At 67.6% G+C, this 22,081-nt stretch carries 20 protein-coding genes; 10 read left to right on the forward strand and 10 right to left on the reverse strand.

What is annotated here, in order from left to right:
- The first annotated feature begins 15 nt into the window (after nucleotides 1-15).
- From BCF74_RS08830 to BCF74_RS08840, 3 genes are read left to right on the forward strand one after another with little or no spacing between them, the layout of a single operon-like run.
- Nucleotides 16-1,437 carry an ABC transporter substrate-binding protein gene (locus BCF74_RS08830; RefSeq protein WP_106297592.1) on the forward strand — a complete coding sequence of 474 codons (1,422 nt, stop codon included), beginning with the start codon at nucleotides 16-18 and terminating at the stop codon, nucleotides 1,435-1,437.
- Nucleotides 1,434-2,375: a carbohydrate ABC transporter permease gene (locus BCF74_RS08835; RefSeq protein ID WP_106297593.1), complete on the forward strand. Its 942-nt coding sequence runs from the start codon at nucleotides 1,434-1,436 to the stop codon at nucleotides 2,373-2,375. The genes BCF74_RS08830 and BCF74_RS08835 overlap by 4 nt, the downstream gene beginning before the upstream one ends.
- Complete coding sequence (locus BCF74_RS08840; RefSeq protein WP_106297594.1) at nucleotides 2,372-3,244, forward strand: carbohydrate ABC transporter permease; 873 nt, start codon at nucleotides 2,372-2,374, stop codon at nucleotides 3,242-3,244. The genes BCF74_RS08835 and BCF74_RS08840 overlap by 4 nt, the downstream gene beginning before the upstream one ends.
- Nucleotides 3,245-3,427: 183 nt before the next feature.
- Here BCF74_RS08840 and BCF74_RS08845 read toward each other — a convergent pair whose 3' ends face one another.
- From BCF74_RS08845 to dnaK, 8 genes are all read right to left on the reverse strand, one after another.
- The gene (locus BCF74_RS08845) at nucleotides 3,428-4,528 is read right to left on the reverse strand and encodes a substrate-binding domain-containing protein (protein ID WP_106297595.1); all 1,101 of its coding nucleotides are present in this window, start codon (nucleotides 4,526-4,528) and stop codon (nucleotides 3,428-3,430) included.
- A gap of 89 nt (nucleotides 4,529-4,617) precedes the next feature.
- On the reverse strand, nucleotides 4,618-5,868 hold the full coding sequence (gene mmsB / locus BCF74_RS08850; protein ID WP_106297596.1) for a multiple monosaccharide ABC transporter permease: 1,251 nt from the start codon (nucleotides 5,866-5,868) through the stop codon (nucleotides 4,618-4,620).
- Nucleotides 5,865-7,412 carry a multiple monosaccharide ABC transporter ATP-binding protein gene (gene mmsA / locus BCF74_RS08855; RefSeq protein WP_106297613.1) on the reverse strand — a complete coding sequence of 516 codons (1,548 nt, stop codon included), beginning with the start codon at nucleotides 7,410-7,412 and terminating at the stop codon, nucleotides 5,865-5,867. The genes mmsB and mmsA overlap by 4 nt, the downstream gene beginning before the upstream one ends.
- A 252-nt stretch (nucleotides 7,413-7,664) precedes the next feature.
- Nucleotides 7,665-7,928, reverse strand: coding sequence for a hypothetical protein (locus BCF74_RS08860; RefSeq protein ID WP_106297597.1), 264 nt, complete (start codon nucleotides 7,926-7,928; stop codon nucleotides 7,665-7,667).
- A gap of 249 nt (nucleotides 7,929-8,177) precedes the next feature.
- Nucleotides 8,178-8,657: a heat shock protein transcriptional repressor HspR gene (locus tag BCF74_RS08865; protein WP_106297598.1), complete on the reverse strand. Its 480-nt coding sequence runs from the start codon at nucleotides 8,655-8,657 to the stop codon at nucleotides 8,178-8,180.
- A gap of 1 nt (nucleotide 8,658) precedes the next feature.
- Nucleotides 8,659-9,711 carry a DnaJ C-terminal domain-containing protein gene (locus tag BCF74_RS08870; protein ID WP_106297599.1) on the reverse strand — a complete coding sequence of 351 codons (1,053 nt, stop codon included), beginning with the start codon at nucleotides 9,709-9,711 and terminating at the stop codon, nucleotides 8,659-8,661.
- 100 nt (nucleotides 9,712-9,811) lie between these two features.
- On the reverse strand, nucleotides 9,812-10,498 hold the full coding sequence (gene grpE / locus BCF74_RS08875; RefSeq protein WP_245889280.1) for a nucleotide exchange factor GrpE: 687 nt from the start codon (nucleotides 10,496-10,498) through the stop codon (nucleotides 9,812-9,814).
- Nucleotides 10,495-12,399 (reverse strand): molecular chaperone DnaK, encoded by a 1,905-nt coding sequence (gene dnaK, locus BCF74_RS08880; RefSeq protein WP_106297600.1) that lies wholly within the window; start codon nucleotides 12,397-12,399, stop codon nucleotides 10,495-10,497. Before dnaK ends, grpE begins: the two co-directional genes overlap by 4 nt.
- 283 nt (nucleotides 12,400-12,682) lie before the next feature.
- Here dnaK and BCF74_RS08885 point away from each other — a divergent pair, with 283 nt between their 5' ends.
- From BCF74_RS08885 to BCF74_RS08915, 7 genes are all read left to right on the forward strand, one after another.
- Nucleotides 12,683-13,447 (forward strand): TnsA-like heteromeric transposase endonuclease subunit, encoded by a 765-nt coding sequence (locus BCF74_RS08885; RefSeq protein ID WP_048548640.1) that lies wholly within the window; start codon nucleotides 12,683-12,685, stop codon nucleotides 13,445-13,447.
- On the forward strand, nucleotides 13,425-15,425 hold the full coding sequence (locus BCF74_RS08890; protein WP_048543491.1) for a helix-turn-helix domain-containing protein: 2,001 nt from the start codon (nucleotides 13,425-13,427) through the stop codon (nucleotides 15,423-15,425). Before BCF74_RS08885 ends, BCF74_RS08890 begins: the two co-directional genes overlap by 23 nt.
- 11 nt (nucleotides 15,426-15,436) lie before the next feature.
- A complete protein-coding gene (locus tag BCF74_RS08895; protein WP_048543492.1) occupies nucleotides 15,437-16,513 on the forward strand; it encodes a TniB family NTP-binding protein in 1,077 nt (358 codons plus the stop codon).
- 19 nt (nucleotides 16,514-16,532) lie between these two features.
- Nucleotides 16,533-18,206: a TniQ family protein gene (locus BCF74_RS08900; RefSeq protein WP_170070192.1), complete on the forward strand. Its 1,674-nt coding sequence runs from the start codon at nucleotides 16,533-16,535 to the stop codon at nucleotides 18,204-18,206.
- 18 nt (nucleotides 18,207-18,224) lie between these two features.
- Nucleotides 18,225-18,674 carry a hypothetical protein gene (locus tag BCF74_RS08905; RefSeq protein WP_106297602.1) on the forward strand — a complete coding sequence of 150 codons (450 nt, stop codon included), beginning with the start codon at nucleotides 18,225-18,227 and terminating at the stop codon, nucleotides 18,672-18,674.
- 112 nt (nucleotides 18,675-18,786) lie between these two features.
- Nucleotides 18,787-19,383: a hypothetical protein gene (locus BCF74_RS08910; protein WP_146132912.1), complete on the forward strand. Its 597-nt coding sequence runs from the start codon at nucleotides 18,787-18,789 to the stop codon at nucleotides 19,381-19,383.
- A 50-nt stretch (nucleotides 19,384-19,433) separates the two neighbouring features.
- Nucleotides 19,434-20,606, forward strand: coding sequence for an XRE family transcriptional regulator (locus BCF74_RS08915; RefSeq protein ID WP_106297604.1), 1,173 nt, complete (start codon nucleotides 19,434-19,436; stop codon nucleotides 20,604-20,606).
- A 185-nt stretch (nucleotides 20,607-20,791) separates the two neighbouring features.
- On the opposite strand, the gene BCF74_RS08920 is transcribed toward BCF74_RS08915, so the two are convergent.
- Both BCF74_RS08920 and istB read right to left on the reverse strand, forming a co-directional pair.
- Nucleotides 20,792-21,175, reverse strand: a complete 384-nt coding sequence (locus tag BCF74_RS08920) for a hypothetical protein (RefSeq protein ID WP_106297605.1) — start codon at nucleotides 21,173-21,175, stop codon at nucleotides 20,792-20,794.
- Between the two features lie 26 nt (nucleotides 21,176-21,201).
- Complete coding sequence (gene istB / locus BCF74_RS08925) at nucleotides 21,202-22,002, reverse strand: IS21-like element helper ATPase IstB (protein ID WP_106297606.1); 801 nt, start codon at nucleotides 22,000-22,002, stop codon at nucleotides 21,202-21,204.
- Between the last annotated feature and the right edge of the window lie 79 nt (nucleotides 22,003-22,081).

Consider the following 22,081-nt stretch of genomic DNA (forward strand, 5'->3'; position numbering starts at 1 on the left):
GGGAGGAGGATCGGCATGTCCGCAGGTCAGCGCCACACATCACACCGCAGCAGTACCCGGTCGAGGTCCAGGATCGCCGCCACGATCGGGGCCGCCGTCGTCGCGGGAGCCCTGCTCGGGGCATGCTCGCAGGGACCGGCCAACGACCCCGACACGGTCACCGTCTGGAACCTCGACAGCCAGCCCGACCGGATCGCCGCGGCCGAGAAGATCGCGGCCCGCTGGACCGAGCAGACCGGCACGAAGGTCGAGCAGGTCGCCGTCCAGGAGAACCAGGTCCCGTCGCTCCTCGCGTCGGCCGCCGTCTCGGGCACGCTCCCGGACGTCATCGCCGGGGCGCCGCTCGCGCTCGTCCGCCAGCTCCAGGGACTCGAGCTCCTCGACACGGCCGCGCCCGGTCGTGTCGTCGACGCGCTTGGGACGGAGACGTTCGCGGACAACGCCCTCGAGCTCACCCGGGACGGCGACACCCAGCTCGCTGTCCCGTCGGACGCATGGGTGCAGGTCCTCGTCTACCGCAAGGACCTCGTCGACGCCGCCGGGCTCGAGGCGCCCACGACCTACGACACGATTCGCCGCGCAGCGCAGGAGCTCACGACGAAGAACGTCTTCGGCATCACCCTCGCCACCGACCCGGGCGACCCCTTCACCCAGCAGACCTTCGAGGCCCTCGCCCTCGGCAACGGGTGCCAGCTCGTCGGGGACGACGGGCAGGTGACGCTGGACTCGCAACCGTGCGCAGCGGCATACGACCTCTATGGCGAGCTGGCGACGCAGCGCTCCCCCGACGGCACCCAGAGCGTCGACTCGACGCGCGCGACGTACTTCGCCGGGCAGTCGGCGATGCTCATCTGGTCGACGTTCGTCCTCGACGAGATGGCCGGGCTGCGCAATGACGCGCTGCCGACGTGCCAGCAGTGCCAGGGCGACAAGACCTGGCTCGCCAAGAACTCCGGCATCGTGTCGGCGTTCACCGGGCCGGACTCGAGCGAGCCGACCGGCTACGGCGAGATCGCGTCGTGGGCCGTCCTCACCGGGTCCGACCGCGCCACCGGCGACTACGTGCAGTTCATGATGTCGGACGGGTATGCCGACGCCCTCGCCATCGCACCCGAGGGCAAGTACCCCGTGCGCACCGGTGACGAGTCCGACCCGCAGAAGTTCACCGACCTGTGGCCGACCCTGCCCGCCGGCGTCGACGAGAAGAAGCCGCTCAACGAGGTCTATCCCGCGCAGACGCTGCAACAGATCGCGGACGCCACCACCCGCATCCAGCGCTGGGCCATCCCCCAGGGGCAGGGCCAGCTCCTCGGTCCCGTCGTCGCCGAGCTGGTCGTCCCCAAGGGGCTCGCCGCGCTCGCCACCGGCGAGACCCCCCGCGCCACCGCGGCCTCCACCCAGGACGCCGTCGTCGAGATCCAGAGGTCGCTGCGATGACCGCCACCACCCCCGTCACGGCGACCGACACCGGCGCCACCCCGAACCCGCGCACCCGCACCAAGCGCGACAACCGTGACGGGATCGCGATGGTGCTGCCGACCGTCGTCATCGTCGTCGCGGTCATCGTCATCCCGGTGCTGTGGAACCTCGTCCTCGCCTTCCAGGACCTGCGGCTCATCGACCTGCGCGACGCCGGGCCGTTCGACAACCTCACCCTCGAGAACTTCCGCCGCGTCTTCACCGGTCCCGGCTTCTGGCAGGCGCTGTGGAACACCGTCGTCTACTCCGTGCTCTCGACGGCCGGCTCGATCCTCGTCGGGCTCGGGGCGGCACTCGCGCTGCGGCGGCCGTTCCCGGGTCGCGGGGTGCTGCGGGCGCTCATGCTGCTCCCCTATGTCGCGCCCGTCGTCGCGGTTGCGTTCACGTGGGAGATGATGCTCAACCCGCAGTTCGGCATCGTCAACGTCTGGGGTCAGCGGCTCGGCATGGACCGGCCGATCGACTTCCTTGGGCAGGCGCCGTGGGCGATGGCGACCGTCATCGCGTTCGAGATCTGGCGCTACTTCCCGTTCGCGTTCCTCTTCCTCACCGCGCGGCTGCTCACCGTGTCGCACGACACCGAGGAGGCCGCGGTCATGGACGGCGCGTCGACGTGGCAGCGCTACCGCTACATCGTCCTGCCGCAGCTGCTGCCCGTCATCGCGCTGCTCTGCGTGCTGCGACTCATCATGACGTTCAACAAGTTCGACGACGTCTACCTCCTCACCGGCGGAGGCGCCGGTACCGAGGTCGTCGCGGTCCGCGTCTACGACACCCTCACCGGCCGGTTCGATGTCGGCGGCGCCGCCGCGCAGGCAATCATGCTCGCGCTCTTCCTCGCCGTCGCGCTCGGGCTCTACCACCGGATCCTCCGTCGACAGGAGCAGCGGTCATGACCACGACACATGCCTCGTCCGACCGTCGTGCCTGGTCACTGGTGCGCTGGGTCGTCCTCGCCGTCCTCACGGTCGCGGCCGTCTTCCCCTTCTACTACATGCTCATGCTGAGCTTCGTGCCCATCGAGTCGCTCCTGCTCGACCCGGGCCGTATCTGGGTCGCGGGGCAGCAGCTCACGACCGAGACCTACCGCACCGTCCTCGCGTCGACCGAGAACGAGGGGCAGGGCTTCGGCCTCTTCCTGCGCAACTCCGCGATCGTCGCCACCGCGTGCATGGTCATCACCCTGCTCATCTCGATCCCGGGTGCGTATGCCGTCGCGCGGCTGCCGTTCATGGGCCGGCGCACCGTGAGTGCGCTCTTCCTGTCGGTCTACCTCTTCCCGACGATCGTCCTCGCGGTGCCGCTGTTCATCGCGTTCGCGAAGGTCGGGCTGCAGTCCTCGCTCGTCGGGCTCATGCTCGTCTACGTCGTGCAGACGATCCCCGTCTCGATCTACATGCTGCGCACCTACTTCGAGACGATCCCGGAGACCGTCGAGGAGGCCGCGGAGATCGACGGCGCAGGCCGGTTCGCCACGATGCGGCACATCACCCTGCCGCTCGCGATGCCGTCGATCCTCTCCACCGGGCTCTACGTCTTCATGATCGCGTGGAACGAGTTCCTCTTCGCGCTGCTCTTCCTCGCCGCGCAGCCGGAGCGCTGGACCGTCTCGCTCGGCCTCGCCCAGCTCTCCAACGGCATCGAGGTCCCCAAGACGGTCCTCATGGCCGGCTCGGTCATCCTCACCGTGCCGATCATCGTGCTCTACTCGATCGCCGAGCGCGCCCTCACCGAGGGCCTCACCGCCGGGGCCGACAAGGGCTGACCCGGGCTGACCCGGGGCTGGCGATTGAGTCGGTATGCCGCCCGCTCACCGCGCGCGGCCGGCATACGGAACGCGCGCGGAACGGCATACGGAACGCTGCGAAACGGCATACGGCACAACGCAGTTCGGCCCCGTCACCGCGAACGGTGACGGGGCCGAGACCGGTCCGACGGGGTCGTCAGCTCACTGGGTGAGCTTGGACAGGGTCGGGTCGTTGGCGTAGGCCTCCTTGGCGTTCTCCTTGGTCACGATGACCGGCTCGAGGAGGTTGGCCGGGACGACCTTGACGCCGTTGTCGTACTGCTCGGTGTCGTTGACGGTCGGCTTCTCACCCTTTTGCAGCGCCTTGACCATGTCGATGGTGGCCTTGACGAGGTTGCGGGTGTCCTTGTTGATCGTCGAGTACTGCTCACCGGCCATGATCGACTTGACCGACTCGACCTCGGAGTCCTGGCCGGTGACGACGGGGAGCGGCTTGCCGGCGGCCTTGACCGACGTCATGATCGCGCGGGCGAGGGTGTCGTTCGGCGAGAGGACGCCGTCGATCGGGGTCGAGGAGTACGAGCCCGACATGAGGGTGTCCATGCGCTTCTGCGCGTTCTCGGCCTTCCAGCCCTGGGTCACGGCCTGGGTGAACTGCGTCTGGCCGGAGACGACCTTGAGGGTGCCGTCGTCGATCTTCGGCTGGAGCACCTTCATGGCGCCGTCGAAGAAGACCTTCGCGTTGGCGTCGTCGGGCGAGCCGGCGAAGAGCTCGATGTTGTAGGGGCCGTTGGGCTTCTTGGCCTTCATGCCGTCGAGGAGGGCCTGACCCTGGAGCTCGCCGACCTTGAAGTTGTCGTAGGCGACGTAGTAGTCGACCGCGTCGGTGTTGAGGAGCAGGCGGTCGTAGGCGATGACCGTCGCGCCGGAGTCCTTGGCGGCCTTGAGCTGGGTGCCGAGCTGGCTGCCGTCGATGGCGCCGACGACGACGACCTTGGCGCCCTTGGTCACCATGGACTGGAGCTGGTTCTGCTGTTCACCGACACCGCCGTTGGCGAACTGGACGTCGGCCTTGAAGCCGGCCTCGCTGAGCCCGTCCTTGAAGAGCTGCTCGGCGAGAACCCAGTTCTCGGAGGTCTTCTGCGGGAGGGAGACCCCGATCGTGGAGTCCGCGGGGAAGCCGGCGGCCGCGGACTCGCCGCCGGAGCCGGTGTCGGTGCTGCCCTCGTCGGCCCGGCCGCAGCCGGTCAGCGCGAGAGCCGTGACGGCGGAGACGGCCATCATCTTGGTGAGGGTGCGCATGTGACTCTTTTCCTTCGTATGCCGTGACTCACCCGGGCGGGCGGGTCACCTGTGGTGGCGGGCTGGCGTGGTCGATGACGGGCGGGCCGTCAGGACTCCTGGCCCACCTTCTCGGTCGTCTCCTCCGTGGAGCGGCGGCCGAAGTTCTGCATGAGGAGGCCGGTGATGGACCGGCGCCCCTGGCTCTTGTTGTAGACGTCGAAGGCGACGGCGGCGAGCAGGACGAGACCCTTGATGATCTGCGTCCAGTCGGCGCCGACACCGAGGAGCTGCAGTCCGTTGTTGAGGACGGCCATGACGAGGCCACCGATGACGGCCCCGACGACGGTGCCGACGCCACCGGTGACGGCGGCGCCACCGATGAAGACGGCCGCGATGGCGTCGAGCTCCCAGCCGACCCCGTCGAACGGCCCGGAGGCGTTGGACCGGGCGACGAACATCATCCCGGCGAGGGCCGCGAGCACCGACATGTTCATCATGACGAGGAAGTTGACCCGCTTGGAGCGGACACCGGAGAGCTCGGCGGCGTGCCGGTTGCCACCGACGGCGTAGATGTGCCGGCCGATGATCGTGCGCGTCGAGAGGAACCCGTAGAGCAGGACGAGCGCACCGAGGATGAGCGCCGAGATCGGCAGCGACGTGCCACGGCGGCCCGAGGCCATCGTGAGGATCACCGCGAGGATCGCGGCGCAGATGAGCGCGAGCCGGATGCCGAGGACGGTGCCGCTCTCGACGTCCGCGCCGATCTTGCGCTGGTTGCGGCGGTTGCGGAGGGCGCCGAAGACGATGGCGGCACAGAGGGCGATGCCGATGAGCAGCGTGAGGTTGTTGTAGCCCGTGCGTGGCCCGACCTCGGGCAGGTATCCGGCGCCGATCATCTGGAACTGCTCGGGCACGGGGATGGTGAGCGACTTGCCGACGTACTGGTTCGCGCCGCGGAAGATGAGCATTCCCGCGAGGGTGACGATGAAGGCGGGGATGCCGACGACGGCGACCCAGAAGCCCTGCCAGGCGCCGACGAGGGCGCCGATGACGAGGCCGAGCAGGATGCCCGCCCACCACGGGATGCCCCAGTCCCGCATGGCGATGGCGACGACGATGCCGGCGAAGGCCGCGACCGAACCGACCGAGAGGTCGATGTGGCCGGCGATGATGACGAGCACCATCCCGATCGCCATGACGAGGATGTAGCTGTTGCCTTGGAAGATGTTGATGACGTTGCCGGGGTCGAGCACCAGGCCGCCCGTCGCCACCTCGAAGAAGACCAGCAGGAAGACGAGGGCGAAGATCATCCCGAACTGGCGGATGTCTCCCCCGAAGATCTCCTTGAGCTTGTTCATGCGACGTCCTCCGGGGTCGGGGCAGGGATCGAGCCGCTGGAGCTCGTCTGGGTCATGAGCCGCATGAGCGACTCCTGGTCGGCTTCGTTCTTGTCGAGGACGCCGGTGATGCGGCCCTCGCTGATCGTGTAGATGCGGTCGCTGAGCCCGAGCAGCTCGGGCAGCTCGGAGCTGACGACGATGACGCCCTTCCCCTGGTTCGCGAGGCGCTGGATGATCCCGTAGATCTCGTACTTCGCGCCGACGTCGATGCCGCGCGTGGGCTCGTCGAGGATGAGCAGGTCGGGGTCGGTGAAGAGCCACTTGGCCAGGACGACCTTCTGCTGGTTGCCGCCCGAGAGCTTCGCGACGCCGTAGTCGACGCTCGGTGTCTTGGTGCGCAGGGCCTGCCGGTAGTCCTCGGCCGCCGTGTGCTCGGCGCGCCGGTCGATGACGAGGTTGCGGGCGATCTTCTTGAGCTTGGCCGAGACCGTCGTCGTCTTGACGTCGTCGAGGAGGTTGAGGCCGAGCACCTTGCGGTCCTCGGTGACGTAGCCGATGCCGGCGTCGATGGCCGCGGGCACGGAGCGCAGGTCGACGCGCTTGCCGTTGAGCGTCATCGTGCCGCCGAGCCAGGTGCCGTAGGAGTGCCCGAAGATCGAGCGCATCAGCTCGGTGCGGCCCGAACCCATGAGGCCGGCGAACCCGACGATCTCGCCGCGGCGGACGAAGAACTCGGACTGCTTCGCGACGAGCCGCTCGGGGACCTGCGGGTGGGCGACGGTCCAGCCCGAGATCTCGAACATCGTCTCGCCAATGTCCGGGGTGTGGTCGGGGAAGCGCGACTCGAGCGAGCGGCCGACCATGCCGCGGATGATGCGGTCCTCGTCGACGGCGCCCTCACGGATGTCGAGGGTCTCGACGGTCCGGCCGTCGCGGATGATCGTGATCGCGTCGGCGATTGCCTCGATCTCGTTCAGCTTGTGGCTGATCATGATGCTCGTGATGCCGCGCTCGCGCAGGCCGCGGATGAGGTCGAGCAGGTGCTGGGAGTCCTCTTCGTTGAGCGCGGCGGTCGGCTCGTCGAGGATGAGCAGCTGGACGTCCTTGGACAACGCCTTGGCGATCTCGACGAGCTGCTGCTTGCCGACGCCGATGTTCTTGATCGGGGTCTCGGGGTCCTCGCGCAGGCCGACCCGGGCGAGCAGCTCGCGGGCCTTGTTGTTGGTCTTGACCCAGTCGATGGCTCCGCGCCGGGTCTCCTCGTTGCCGAGGAAGATGTTCTCGGCGATGGACAGCTCGGGGATGAGTGCGAGCTCCTGGTGGATGATGACGATGCCCGCGTGCTCGGAGTCGCGGATGCTGCCGAAGGCGACGTCCTGGCCGTTGTAGCGAATCGTGCCGTCGTAGGACCCGTGCGGGTGGACGCCGGAGAGGACCTTCATCAGCGTCGACTTGCCGGCGCCGTTCTCACCGACGATGGCGTGCACGTCACCGCGGCGGACGGTGAGGGTCACGTCGGACAGCGCCTTGACGCCGGGGAACGTCTTGGTGATCCCGACCATCTCGAGGATGGGTGCGCGGGGCGTCGCGTCGACCACATCGTCTCCTTGTCACGTTCTGCTCCCGGGGACCACGGCGGCCCCGGTGCGCCCGATGCTAGACCCAGAAGCGGGGTGCGCGAGAACGGTCCCGCAGAGTCCTGTCCCCCTTGTCCGGTGGACAGAGTCGACTGGACATTTCTGCGGCGTCACCGCATGACAACGCGGGTGGGCCGTGTCACGAACCGGTCACGGACGGCAACCTCGCGGGAGTGCTCAGTCGCTGCGCGGGTCGTACCAGCCGTCGTGCTCCTCGGCGAGCGCCTGGAAGCGGTCGCGCAGCCCGGAGGCGACGGGGCCGGTCGGGTCGGCGACGTTGTCCTCGATGACGTGCACGCCCCACTCGGCGTCCTCGGCGTCGTCTTCACCCGCGTTGGCGACGCGGACGACCCGGACCTCGGTGAAGCCCTCGTCGGCGAGCTCGTCGCCGATGCGCTCGGCGACCTCACGGTCGGGGAAGAGAAGCAGGTGCTCGGTCACGGTTCGCCAGTATGCCGTCCGCTCACCACGCGCTCCCACCCCACCACGCGCTCCCACCGCACCCGCCCCGCGCGTCCCGCCCCTCCGACTGGTTGCCCAGCCCCGGCGCCCCTACCCGACTTATTGCGCACAGTTCGCATCCGTCGGCGAACTGTGCGCAATAAGTCGGCACTGACTGCCGAATCCGTTCGCCCCCATCCGCACCGAACCAGCAACACGTCGGCACTGATTGCCGATTCCGTTCACCTCTCAGGGGCGCCAGAGGACGAGGGCCTGCGAGGCGGAGCCACCCGGCATACGGCGACGGGGCCGCTCACCGAGGCGACCGACCCGGATCTCGCCACCGGGCCCCGCGGAGAAGATCCGCGAGCCGCCGGCCACCGCCCCGTCGAGCCGACCCACCTCCGCGGTGAGCTCGGCGACGCGGCTGCGCAAAGCACTCACCTGGTTCTCGAGCTCGAGGATGCGGGCGATCCCGGCGAGGGAGACGCCCTCCTCCTGGGAGAGGCGTTGCACCTCGCGGAGCCGCTCGACGTCACGGGCCGAGTAGCGGCGCCCGCCACCGCGGGTCCGCGACGGCGTGACGAGCCCGAGCCGGTCGTACTGCCGCAACGTCTGCGCGTGCATCCCGGCGAGCTCGGCCGCGACCGAGATGACGAAGACGGGAGCCTCATCATCCGGCCGCGGCGCGTTCTCGCTCGTGCTGCGTCGACCGTCGCGGACGGCCATGTCAGGCCTTGGCCTTCTCCGCCAGCTCCGCCCTGGGGTCGGCGTCGCCGGCCTCGGTGCGCAGCGTCTCGACGGCCTCACGAGCCTTGTCGGACAACGTCTCCGGGACGACGACGTGCACCTTGGCCAGCAGGTTGCCGGTGCTCTTCTTGCCCTTGACGCCACGCCCCTTGACCCGCAGGACTCGCCCGCTGGGCGTGCCGGGAGCGATGCGGACCTTGACCGAGCCACCGTCGAGGGTCGGCACGGGAACGGTCGCCCCGAGCGTCGCCTCGGCGAAGGTCACCGGCAGCTCGACCGTGAGGTCGTTGCCCTCCCGCCCGAAGACGGGGTGCGGCAGCACCGACACGGTGAGGAGCAGATCGCCGGCAGCGGCTCCCGGCTCACCCGGCTGGCCCTTGCCGCGCAGCCGGATCTTCTGGCCGTCCTTGACTCCGGCGGGGATCCGCGCGTTGATCGTGCGACCCTCCGCCGTGCGCAGCGACACCGTCGAACCCTCGACCGCGTCGCGGAACGGCAGGCTCGTCGCGGCCTCGACGTCGGCACCCTTGCGCGGTCCGCGCGGGGCGCCGTAGCCGGCATACCCACGTTGTCCGCCACCGGCATACGCACCGCCGCCCGCAGAGCCACCGAACATCTGCGACAGGATGTCGTTGATGTCGGCGTCCTCGCCGTAGCCGCCGTAGGGCGACCCGCCGCCGGTGTCGAACCGGACGCGCGACCCGCCACCACCGCCGCCGAACGCGCTGAAGATGTCCTCGAAGCCGCCCGCGCCGCCGCCGGGACCGCCGGCACCCGCGGTGAAGCGGGCACCGCCACGGGCCATCTGGCGCATGGCGTCGTACTCCTCGCGCTGGGCGGGGTCGGACAGGACGGCGTTGGCCTCACCGATGTCCTTGAACTTCTGCTCGGCGGCGGCATCCCCCGGGTTCTTGTCCGGGTGGTGCTTGCGCGCGAGCTTGCGGTAGGCCTTCTTGATCTGGTCCGCGTCGGCGTCCTGAGGGACGCCGAGGGTCGCGTAGAAGTCCTTCTCGAACCAGTCCTGGCTCGCCATCAGCGCCTCCTCTCGTCGGATGTGTTCTGCGTATGCCGCTGCGCTGGCGCGTCATACGGGTTCCGTTGCGGTGCAACGGGTTTCGTGATGCTGGCCCGGGTCACTCGGGGTCCGCAACGGCGACGCGCGCGGGGCGCATCACCTGCTCACCCGTGCGGTAGCCGGGCTGGAGCACCTGGACGACCGTCGTCGTGGTCGCGTCACTGGGCAGCGCCGGGTTGGACGCGTCCCACGCGGCGTGCATGAGCGCCTCGTGCTGCATCGGGTCGAACGGCTCCCCGACCTCACCGAATCGGGTGAGGCCGAAGCGGTTGAGGCTCGTCTCGAGCTTGTCGGCGATGGCCGCGAACGGTCCACCCGCGAGGTCTCCGTGCTGGCGAGCGGCGTGGATGTCATCGAGCACCGGCAGCAGCGTCTCGAGGACGTCGCGCACGGCCCGCTCCTGCACGGCCGCCCGATCACGGTCGACGCGGCGCTTGTAGTTGACGTACTCCGCGTTGAGCCGCTGGAGGTCGTCGAGCCGCTGGGCCGCGAGCGCCGTGTCCGGGTGCTCGCCGCCGGCCGCGGTGCCGCCACTGGTCGCTGCGCCGGAGCCACCCGAGGTGGCGCCGGCCGCCGCGCCGGCGGCGGGGGCGGTGGCCCCGGAACCCTTGCCCGGGGCCACCTCCTCACCGTCGTTGACCGACTCGGTGTTGATCGCGTTCACCGCGTCGTCGGCGGACTCGCCGTCCTCGACCACCTCGGCGTCGACGATCTCGTCGTCACCAGGGATACGGGGGTCGGTCACTTGCTGTCCTTGTCGTCGTCGTCCTCGACGACCTCGGCGTCGACGACATCGTCATCACTCGCCGGGGCGTCCTGCGCGGACTCGGTGCCGGAAGCCGACCCGTCACCCGAGGTGCCGGCCGCGTCGGACTCGGCCTGCGCGGCATACATCGCCGCACCCATCTTCTGGGACTCCTCGTTGAGGGTGTCGACCTTGGCCTTGATGTCCTCGACCGAGGCGTCGGACTCCGGCTTGATCGCGTCCTTGAGCGCGGAGAGGGCGTCGTCGACCGGCTTGCGCTGGTCGTCGCTGAGCTTGTCTCCGGACTCGCTGAGGAACTTCTCGGTGGAGAAGACGAGCGACTCGGCCATGTTCTTGGTCTCGAGCTCCTCGCGACGCTTCTTGTCCTCGTCCGCGTGCTGCTCGGCGTCCTTGACCATGCGGTCGATCTCCTCCTTGGACAGCGCGCTGCCGCCCGAGATGGTGATCTTCTGCTCCTTGCCGGTGCCGCGGTCCTTGGCCGTCACGTGGACGATGCCGTTGGCGTCGATGTCGAAGGTGACCTCGATCTGCGGGACGCCACGCGGGGCGGGAGCGATGCCGGACAGCTCGAACGTGCCGAGGGCCTTGTTCTGCTGCGCGATCTCGCGCTCACCCTGGAAGACCTGGATCAGCACGGACGGCTGGTTGTCCTCGGCGGTCGAGAAGACCTCGGAGCGCTTCGTCGGGATGGCGGTGTTGCGCTCGATGAGCTTGGTGAAGAGCCCACCCTTGGTCTCGATGCCGAGCGAGAGCGGCGTGACGTCGATGAGGAGGACGTCCTTGCGCTCACCCTTGAGGACACCGGCCTGGAGCGCGGCGCCGAGAGCGACGACCTCGTCCGGGTTGACGCCCTTGTTCGGCTCCTTGCCACCGGTGAGCTCCTTGACGAGCTCGGTCACGGCCGGCATCCGGGTCGAGCCACCGACGAGGACGACGTGGTCGATGTCGGACAGCTTGATGCCCGCGTCCTTGATGACGTTCTCGAAGGGCTTCTTCGTGCGGTCGAGCAGGTCCTTGGTCATCTGCTCGAACTGGGCGCGGGTCAGCGTCTCGTCGAGGTGGATCGGCCCGTTGTCGCTCATCGAGAGGTACTGGAGCGAGATGTTCGTGCTCGTCGCGGACGACAGCTCCTTCTTGGCCTGCTCCGCCGCGTCGCGCAGACGCTGCATGGCGATCTTGTCCTTGGACAGGTCGACGCCGGTGTTGTTCTTCACCGTCGTGAGCAGGTGCTGGACGATCCGCTCGTCCCAGTCGTCACCACCGAGCTGGTTGTCACCGCTCGTGGCCTTGACCTGGATGGTGGAGAAGCCGTCCTCGGGGTCCTTGCCGACCTCGAGGAGGGAGACGTCGAAGGTGCCGCCACCGAGGTCGAAGACGAGGATGAGCTCGTCCTCCTTGCCCTTGTCGAGGCCGTAGGCGAGGGCCGCCGCGGTGGGCTCGTTGACGATGCGCAGGACGTTGAGGCCCGCGATCTCACCGGCCTCCTTGGTGGCCTGGCGCTCGGCGTCGTCGAAGTAGGCCGGGACGGTGATGACCGCGTCGGTGACGGGCTCACCGAGGTAGGACTCGGCGTCGCGCTTGAGCTTCTGCAGCGTGCGGGCGCTGATCTCCTGCGCGGTGTACTGCTTGCCGTCGACGTCCTCGCTCTTCCAGTCGGTGCCCATGTGGCGCTTGACGGAGCGGATGGTGCGGTCGGCGTTGGTCACCGCCTGACGCTTGGCGATCTCGCCGACGAGGACCTCGCCGTTCTTGGCGAAGGCGACGACGGACGGGGTGGTGCGACCGCCTTCGGCGTTCGCGATGATCGTGGGCTCGCCGCCCTCGAGGACGGCGACAGCAGAGTTGGTGGTTCCGAGGTCGATGCCGACTGCACGGGCCATGTGTGTCTCCTTGATTGGGGTTGGATTGAGTTCCTGACACTCAAGTTAGGACCGTCGGCCCAGCCCGGCAACCTCACCGAGAGAGGTATGCCGCGTGCGCGCCGCACGCTCCAAACTTGCGTTCACTTGACTCAACTCTGGGAACGGCCGAGTTGTTCCGGGTCGGCCCAACTTTTCCAACGAACCGGGTTGTAGGTTCTCGATCTACTTGTCGTTGTCTCACTTTCTTGTCGCAGGCGTGTCGTTGTCTCGCTAACTTGTCGCGCGGGTGGACGCTGGTCTGGTGGCCACGCAGCCGCGCGAGCGGATGGTCGAGTTCCGGTACACGTCCTTCATGGGCCAGGACGTGATCACGACGCTGAACTTGGCTCCGTCGGCGGAGGTGGCCCGGGGACTACCGGTTCGGTCCTTCCCCTCCTATGCGGGGATGGGGCACTACCCAGGTTGGTGGTGGTCCGCCACAGTGGGAGACCACGTGGGCTACGAGAGCCTGCTGGAGCGCGACCGGCTGATGCTTGCCGACTTCGACCGTGACGTGGTGGCCATCGCGAGCCAGCCATTCGGCATCTCCGGTCGCGACGGCGATGCGCTACGTCGACACGTGCCGGACTACCTGCTGCTTCATCGCAACGGAACTGTGGAGGTCGTCGACGTCAAGCCTGCCGACATGTTGGACAAGCCCGATGTCGCGGTGGTTCTCGACTGGACTGGACGATTGCTGGCCGTACGCGGCTGGAGGTACTCGATCTGGTCGGGCGCGGATCCGATCGAACTGACGAACGTCCGCTTCCTCGCCCAGGGACGTCGCGCCCGGTTCGTCGATTCCGACGCGATGGCCACGCTGGCCCGTGCAGGTCGTCCTGGACGCACTCTCGGTGCAGCCCTGGCCGAGGCATCTCGGTCACCCCACTCCAGTGCCACCCTGCGGGCGGCGCTCATCGCGCTGCTCTGGAAGCAGACGTGGCAGGTCGCGCTCGATCAGCCGATCGATATGAGCACCGAGATCCGGACGATTCGAGAGGTCCATGACGAACAACGCTGTTCTTGAGGTCCGCGTCGGCAGCCGGCTCTGGTTCGACGGGGAGGCGTGGTCGGTGTGCGAGGTCGACGCGACCACGGTGAGGCTGAACGCCGGCGACGGACGGTATCGCACGGTGACCGTGGCAGAGCTGATCGACACTGCAAGTCCCGCCGAGTCCGGGCACCAACCGGACCCCGACGGGCTGCCCCTCCCGCGCAACGTCGCCTGGGCAAGTCTGTCGAGCAAGAAGAGGTCCAGCCTCGAGCGGGAGGTGACCGTCTTCAGCGTCCTGTTGGAGTCCGCGTTGGATGAGCAAGCAATTGCCATCCGGCGGGCGGCCGATGATCTCGGCGTTTCCATCCGTACCGTCCAGCGCAGGCTGCGCCGTTTCCAGCACCTCGGTCCGGAGGGTTTGATCGACGAACGTGTTCTCCAAGAGACCCGGCGTAGCGTGGATCCGCGCTGGGACGAGGCGTGCGTCGCGATCCTGCACGAATACGTCAACCGGTCGACACCGTCGAAGCAGACGGTCATCAGCCGGGCAACGAAGGCGTTCCTGCGCGAGGTGCCCGACGGAAAGCCACCGACCCGGGCAGTGGCGTATCGGCGAGTCGTCGAGCTCGACGCGGGCAAGTACACGTTCAGCGACGCACCCCGGCGTCGATCCGTCGCGAAGCGGCCCCAGGGAGTCCTCGGTCAGCTTCGCCCGACCCGGCCAGGCGAATACGTCCTGATGGATGGATACAAGCTCGACGTCTTCGCGATGGAGCCGGTGACCATGCGCTGGGTCAACACCGAGCTGACGGTGGCGATGGACCTCTTTGACCGCTCGATCAAGGGAATCCGCCTGCGGCCGGTGGCAGCGAAGTCCGCGGATGTGGCCAGTGTCCTCCTCCAGTGCCTGACTCCGCAGCAGTGGGGCCGGGAGCCCAGCGCGCCAACTGGCCCCTACGCCGGTGTTCCCGAGAACGTGGTCCTCGGGTCGATCGGGGTCCTTCCCGACACCATCGTCATCGACCACGGCAACGTCTATATGTCCGAGCACACGCTCGGTTCCTGCCGTCGACTCGGAATCTCAGTCCAGCCCGCGATCCCCGACAAACCGACAGACAAGCCCGTCCTCGAGCGGTTCTTCCGGACGCTACGCCAATCACTGCTGGACAAGCTCAGCGGATACAAGGGGCCGAACATCGCTTCCCGCGGCAAGGACGTGGAGAAGGGCGCGTTCTACTTCGTCACCGAGCTTGAGCAGCTGATCAGGGAGTGGGTCGGCGACGTCTACCACGTCAAGGCACACAAGGGATTGCGGGACCCACGCCTACCCGGCGTGGACCTCTCGCCCCAGGAGATGTTCAACCGCGGCATCGAGGTCTCCGGCCTGCTGCGACTCCCAACGCGCGAAGACCTGCGCTACGAGCTCATGGAGGTCCAGTGGCGCAAGATCAACCACTACGGCGTGGACATCGACACCCGTCGCTACGACGGGCCCGCCCTCAACCCGTACCGAGGACACCGCTCGAACTACGGGGGAACTCACCCAGGGAAGTGGCCGATCCTGGTCGACGTCGACGACATCCGGACCGTCTACTTCCGGGACCCGGCCAACGACGCTTGGCATCCCTTGGAATGGCGTCTCGCCGTGGGAATCAACGCCCCATTCAGCAAGGACGCCGCCGACTACACGCGGCGACTGACCATCCGAGAAAACCGGCACGTCGACCCGCAGCAAGCCGTCGAGGATCTGCTCGCCCGATGGACACGTGAGGAAGTGATGGGCCGTCGGGAACGCAACCTAGCGATCCGCATCGCCAGCATGCCCAGCTCGTTCGAGCCCGATTCCGACGTCAAACCCGAGGAACGGGCCTCGTTGCCTGGAGTGATCGACCTGCTGAGCCGACGCCAGGAACACCGCCCTCAAGAACATCCCGACGACCTGGATGAGGTGTTCGAGCGCTACTACGCCGCCCAGCCCGACGCCGGCGGCTTCGACCTACTCGACGACTGACCGGGGGAGCAGTGACCAATCCGTGGGCCGCCTGGCTTCGCACCAACGATCGCCAGTCCTACGTGCTGGCCGACAAGGTCGGCTGGGACGCCTTCGTCAACTCTGGCCCGCGCGACCCCCTGCCGTCCCTGTCGCGAGATGAAATGGGCGCGCTGTCGGACGACGCTTTGGAGGACTACAACGCAGCGCGTGCGGTGTGGCACGCCAACCCCGCCGCCGTCCGCACCACTCAGGTCGCGGCGGCCTACTCCGTCATCGACCAGGTCATGGCTGGCAACCATCGCGACGGCGACCGACTCCGCGGAGCCGTGGTCATCGACTCTGAACCGGCACTGGGCAAGACCACCATCGCCACCCGCTACGGCAGGGACTTCCACCGGCGTATCTACCGGCGGTATGGGCCGACGACCGATACCGGATCCCAACGGTTGCCGGTCGTCTACGTGCCGCTCCGGAGCGCAACCACGCTCAAGGACCTGAACAAGCAGATCCTCAAGTTCTACCGGCACCCAGCCGGCTCCCGAGACACCAAGGCCGATCTGGTCGCCCTGGTCGTCGACGCCGTCACCACTGGCGAGACCCGTCTGATCATCATCGACGACCTTCACTTCGTTGACTACAGCCACCGTGACGGCAAGGCGGTCGCCAACCACCTGAAGGGGTTGGCCAACGCTCTACCGGTGACGTTCATGTACACGGGGGTGGGCCTGCTGGGGCGGCGCTTCTTCACCGAAGGCACGCAAGGGAATCCCAAGTCCGTTGAGGTGGCCCAGATGGGTCGTCGGACCACACGCTGCGCTGTGGCCCCGTTCACGCTCTCGACCGACGCCGGATTCCGGGCCTGGGTCGACCTGCTTGCTGCCCTGCAGTCACAGCTCCTGCTGGCCGACGCCCCGCCCGATGTCCTCACCCGGCACGCCCGGGAGCTGTTCCGCCGCACACAGGGTCGCATCGGCTCACTGACCGGTCTGCTCGAGCACGCGTGCCACGTCGCTGTCGCCACCGGGATCGAGGACATCACGGCCGACGTCCTGTCCATGTCTGTCGCCGACAATGCCTCCGAGACCAGTGCTGCAGCCGTGGGCTGACCCCGTCCGGCCATCGGCGGTGGCTGGACCGCGAGCACTGCGGACGATCGTCGGTGGGTATGACATCTACCGCTGGCCCATCTACGTCCCCCGAGGAGACGATGAGTCGCTCGCCGGATGGCTGCGGCGGCTTGCTCATCGCTACGGCATCACGGTCACCGGCGTCCTGGCCGAACTCGGCATCGACCACCGCAGCCAGGCACAGCCTGACCTGCCGGCCATGGTCGAGGCAGACCCGACTGGCTTCGCCCGGGCCGGGCTCGACCCGCCTCAGCAAGCCGCCCGCTGCTCCGTCATCGGGGCCTCGCTCGACCGGCTCGACGCGCACTACTGGTCCGACATTCGGTGCCGCCGCAGCCAACGCTGGACCCGATCCAGCCGCTTCTGCCCCCGCTGCCTCGCCGAAACCGGACAATGGGCCGAGACATGGCAGCACCCCTACCACCTCGCCTGCCTCAACCACGGCGTTCTGCTGGAGTGGCGATGCCCCTACTGCCACGCCGCGCCCTTCGCCAAACCCACCTGGCTCGCCCACGACGGCAGCCCGACCGCCTGCCACGACTTCATCGACACCTCCACCGGCAAGCGATACCGCGCACGGTGCGGCACCCAGCTGAGCGAGACCCCGACCGTGGAGGCGCACCCCGACCTACTGGGCGCTCAGGAGTGGCTTTGGACGCTCATCGCCGCTGCCTCGCGCGAGGAGCAGGTAGTCGTCGCCGGCTTCCATGTCCCTGCCGCGACGGCATACGAGGCAGCAGCGGAGATCATCACCGAGAACACCCTCGACCCGAAGATCTCCGACATCCGTTTCGCGGAGGAGCATGGCCTACAGGTCGCGCACCTCCTGCTCACCCAGCCCTCGCTGCGCGACGCCGCCTCCGTCGCCGCGGAAGTGCGCGGCTTCAACGCCCAAGAAGGCGTTGCTCCCATTGGCCCGCTGTTCCACGTGCAACAGCGGCCACGCAACGGCTTGCTGACCGCAATCTCGCTCCAGCAGCATCAAGGTCAGCTCACCGTGGGCGCCGAACTGAAGTTCCGCATCGGAACGCCAGCCCCCTGCTACCCCCAAGCCTGGCGAGCCACGACGACGCCGCTCACGCCAGCGGCGTGCCTCCCGGATCTGCCGATGTCGTCAATCCCCAGCACCCTCTGGCCCGGATCCATCACGCTCGGCTCAGCGGAACTCGACGACCGCCACGGCGTCGACACCCCGCTCGGACGCGCCTTCGCCGCGATCGCGCTGGCCCGCTTCGCCAGCGACCGCGGTTGGCGACTCATCGCCGTCAACCTCGGCATGCCCGCCCACTGCGCCAGCACCGGCGCCCGGCACTGGCACGCCATCGACAAGGCCGGGCACTGGCCCACCTACGTCCAAGCGATCAGCCGCCTCTTCGAGCTGCTCCACGCCGATTCGCCTCCAATCGACTACGAACGCCGACGCATCACCGCCCAACCCGCGGCAATACAAGCCCAAGGCCGGCGGCTCTTGCCCGACGCGACACGAGAAGACCGTCGCGGGTTCGGCGCGAGGCTCTGGACGCTCTATACCGGCAGCGAGATCCAGTTCGCCCCAGCACCCCTGTCCGAGGGGCGACAGCCAGGCGGGCCCGCACCCGACGAGATGATCGCGGCTGCGGCGGCAGCACTGGGGAAACCACCCGACGAGCCGCTCGTCTGGCATCCGCCTTGAAGGGCAGCGAGACCGGGCGTGAGGCGCATCGAAACGCGCCCAGCGTGGGCCCTCGGAGATGAGCCGACCTACCCGACGCGCGATCTCAACGTCCTGGCCGCCACGCTCGCCGCCGGCGAGATCGGCAGCGAACACACCCATCGCGCCGGCTGGCTCGCCAGCTATGCACCCGACGTCGAGATCGTCGGATACCTAGACCACGTCATCCCCGGGCCCACCTCGATCATGGACCTGCGCGGCAGTCTCGGCCGTTGCCTCCAGCACACGCTCCTGCGCTACGAAGACGGCCATCAGTGGCCCCATCTCGAGAAGTGGGAACTCGACTGGGCCGTCGCCGACCCGATCGGCTACCAGGACCGTCGCGTCCCGACTTGGCTCCGGGATGATCTCAGCCCGACCGAGCCACTCCAGGATCTCGACCTGCGGAGCGGGAGGACCACCGTCATCGGGGCAGGGGTACGTAATTGAGGGTTTGCGCCCTACTCAGGTTCGATCGACATCGCGACCAGCAGCCACACGTTCAGCCCGACGCGGCGCGCCCACTTGCCAATGTGACGAAGAGGAGAATATCCTCATGCGTATGTCACATCTCTCGCCCGAAGAAGTCGGTCGACTTCAGTTGGTCGCTTTCTGGATTCGCGAGGTGTTCGACGAGCGGGGCCACCACATCGGCGATGCCCTCGAGCACGATCCCAGCTTCAAGGATGGGCAACGCCCCCGGTCTGGATTAGCCCGAGCACTCATGCGCCAAGCCGTGACCATCGCGGCCAGCCATGTGGGCCTCGACGTCGTGCCCGGCGAAGGGGGCAGTTACTCCCTCGAGAGTCTTGACCGGACATACCACCGCTGCTACCGAGTGCGCACGGCGGAAGTCAGTGAGGGCGGGTTCCGGATCCTCTCGAGCAGCGACAGCATCATGAAGACGGACACAGACTCCCTGTTCACAGAGGAGCCGTGGGTCCTCGGCTACACGCTCAACCTGGACAATCAGATCGAGCACCTCTTCGCGGCGGAGGTTCGCGACTATGTCGACGGCAGCCCAGGCGAACTAATCCTGGGGCACGCGTACATGCTGCCTGGGGCTCCTCCCACCGAACCCGGTGCCTTCGGCGGCACCAACGAGGGCCTGCCTTGGGACGACGACTCCCTCGGCGAAGAAGAGTCTGGCACGGCTTGAAGACCAAACAGTTCTCACGTCCGAAATCACCCGACACAGAGAAGGGCACCGTGTTCAGCGATCCCGCGGACACCGGCCAGCGCATTCAGCGACTGCGCCTCGTCAACTCGTGGAGCCAGGCACAACTCTCGGAGACGGCAGCGGTTGCGACCGGGCTGGTGTCCATGATCGAGCACGGCCGCCACGGACTCGACAGCGACAGCCTCCAACGAGTGGCAGATTCGCTGGGGTGCGCACCTGAATACCTCGTCCGTCCTAGTCGTCAACCAATCACAACCCGGCCATGGCTACGGGCGTATGCCGACGCTTCAAAGAAGGCCGTCGACCGATACGTCGCCGACACCGAAGTGGCCGTCGAGGCCATCGAATCACTACGGCTCAAACGGCTCCCCGAGCTCCTACCCACGTTTGACGACGACCTCAACGACGACCACGCCATCGAGGAGTTCGCGAGAGACGTACGGTCAGCAGCCGGCCTCCAGTCCGATGACGTTGTCGGCAACTGCATCCGACGGGCCGAACGCCTAGGTGTCGTCGTGCTTCCCATGGATGACGAGTTGGGTCGCCACCTAGGTTTGTCCATGCGAGTTGATGGGATACCCGTTATCCGTGCAAGCCGTCCGCGACTTGACCAGAGTGGGCTCGTTAGCCCATCCGGCGATCGCCAGCGGTTCACCGTCGCCCATGAGCTCGGACACTTGGCGTTGCATGCAACGACCCCACCCCCGTCAACAGCGCCTCAGGCGCGCCTCGTGGAACAGCAAGCCCATCGGTTCGCTGGCGCTTTTCTCGCGCCCGCAGAGCCGTTACTTAGCGACTTGGACAGGCTCGGCGGTCGAGTGACCCTCAGCACCCTCACCAGGCTGAAGGAGATTTGGGGAGTAGCGATCAAGATGCTCGTCGTACGACTGCGACAGTTAGGGCTCATCGACGATCAGCACGCACGAAGTTTGTACAAGCAGATCAGCGCAAGGAAGTGGAACACGAGCGAGCCAGTCGCTGTAAGCCACGAACAGGCCGTCTGGTTAGAACAGGCACTTTCTCGCGCCGACCTTGGTGCTCACAGCGCGGCGGACGCTCTCGGCCTCGACGTTCGATACGTGCGGACCTGGCTGAACTGGGACCTCGACACCTCCATCAACGAAGACCTCCCCGAAGGCGTCCTGCCTATACGACGACCGGCGAGCAAGCACGCTTCCACGCACCAACTGATCCGACGATGAGCATCGAAGGAGGTGAGAAGCCTGCCTGACTACAGCGTCTACAAAGACGGAGAGGACTGGGTGACCAAGCGCGACGACGGTGACCGCGCGTCGTCTCGGAGGTCCACTCAATGTCTATGTCAACCCGGGCCGGCCCCAGGGTGACGGCTTGATTCGGCCCCACCCCGCGGAAAGTCGAGAGCCGGCTATCGCGGCTTGCGCTGCTTGGCAGCGAGACCCATGTAGTGGCCTGGTGACTCGTGGATTCCGTAGCGTTGCCAGGCGTCGCCACGGCGGTCGTCGGCGACCCACACGACTTGATAGTTGGCGCTTCGGTCCTCGTCGGTGAAGGTGCCTGCCAAGAGCTCGGGCACGAGCGCGTAGGGCGGGTAGTCCTCTTCGATCTCGATCGATCCGTCGGCCCATGTGAACAGGAGCCAGCAGCCCAGCTGCTTGCTGAGGAACAGGTTGCGGAAGTGTTCGGTCTGAATGGCCACCCAGCCCGCGATAATGCCCTGGTCGAGCAGTTCGGCGACAGCGCCGTCGAGCGCGGCGACCTGCGCCTCGGTCGGGCCAGCTCGTTCGGTCATGCCCAGATAATGACCGATCCTTGAGGTCAGCGAGCAGCGCGCGTGTGGTTGAGGCGGTAGCTGCTGGTGCCGGTTTCGATGATGGTGCCGCCGTAGGTGAGGCGGTCGACGATCGCGGCGCACAGGCGGGGGTCGGTGAAGGTCTTGGTCCACCCGGCGAACGACTCGTTGGAGGCGATCGCGATGCTGTTCTTCTCTTCGCGTTCAGTCAGGACCTGGAAGAGGAGCTCGGCGCCGCGGGTGTCCAGGCTCATGTAGCCGAGTTCGTCGATGATGAGCAGGTCGACCCGGCCGTACCGGTTGATCGTCTTGGTGAGGGTCTTGTCGTCGGCGGCTTCGACGAGCTCGTTCACCAGCCTCGTGGCGAGGGTGTACTTGACCCGGTATCCCTTCATCGCCGCGGCGGTCCCGAGCGCGATGAGCAGGTGGCTCTTGCCGGTACCGGAGTCCCCGATCAGGCAGAGGGGCTCACCGCGGCGGATCCAGTCCCCGGCAGCGAGGGTGTGCACGAGGGCGGGGTTGATGTTGGGGTTGGCGTCGTGGTCGAAGTCCTCGAGGTACTTCTCGCGAGGGAACCCGGCGATCTTGACGCGGCGGGCGGTGGAGCGGCGGTCGCGGTCGTCGACCTCGGCCAACAGGAGTTCGGCGAGGAATCCGGAGTAGGTGAGCTGGTCCTTGGTCGCGGCCGCGACGGCCTCCTCGACCACCGCGCGGATTGTCGGTAGCCGAAGGCGTCGGCAGGCGGTGTCGACGGCGGCAGTGGCGGCTTCCTCGGTCAGGCCACGGCGTCGGCGCAGCGTGGTCGTCGTGGATACGGAAGCGGTCATGGTTGTCCTCCGGGATCGGGTGCGGGGATCGGGTGGTCGGTGCCGGTCGCCCGGCCAAGGAGCTGCCGGTCATAGATGG

The organism is Knoellia remsis, from assembly GCF_003002895.1.
GTDB lineage: Bacteria > Actinomycetota > Actinomycetes > Actinomycetales > Dermatophilaceae > Knoellia > Knoellia remsis.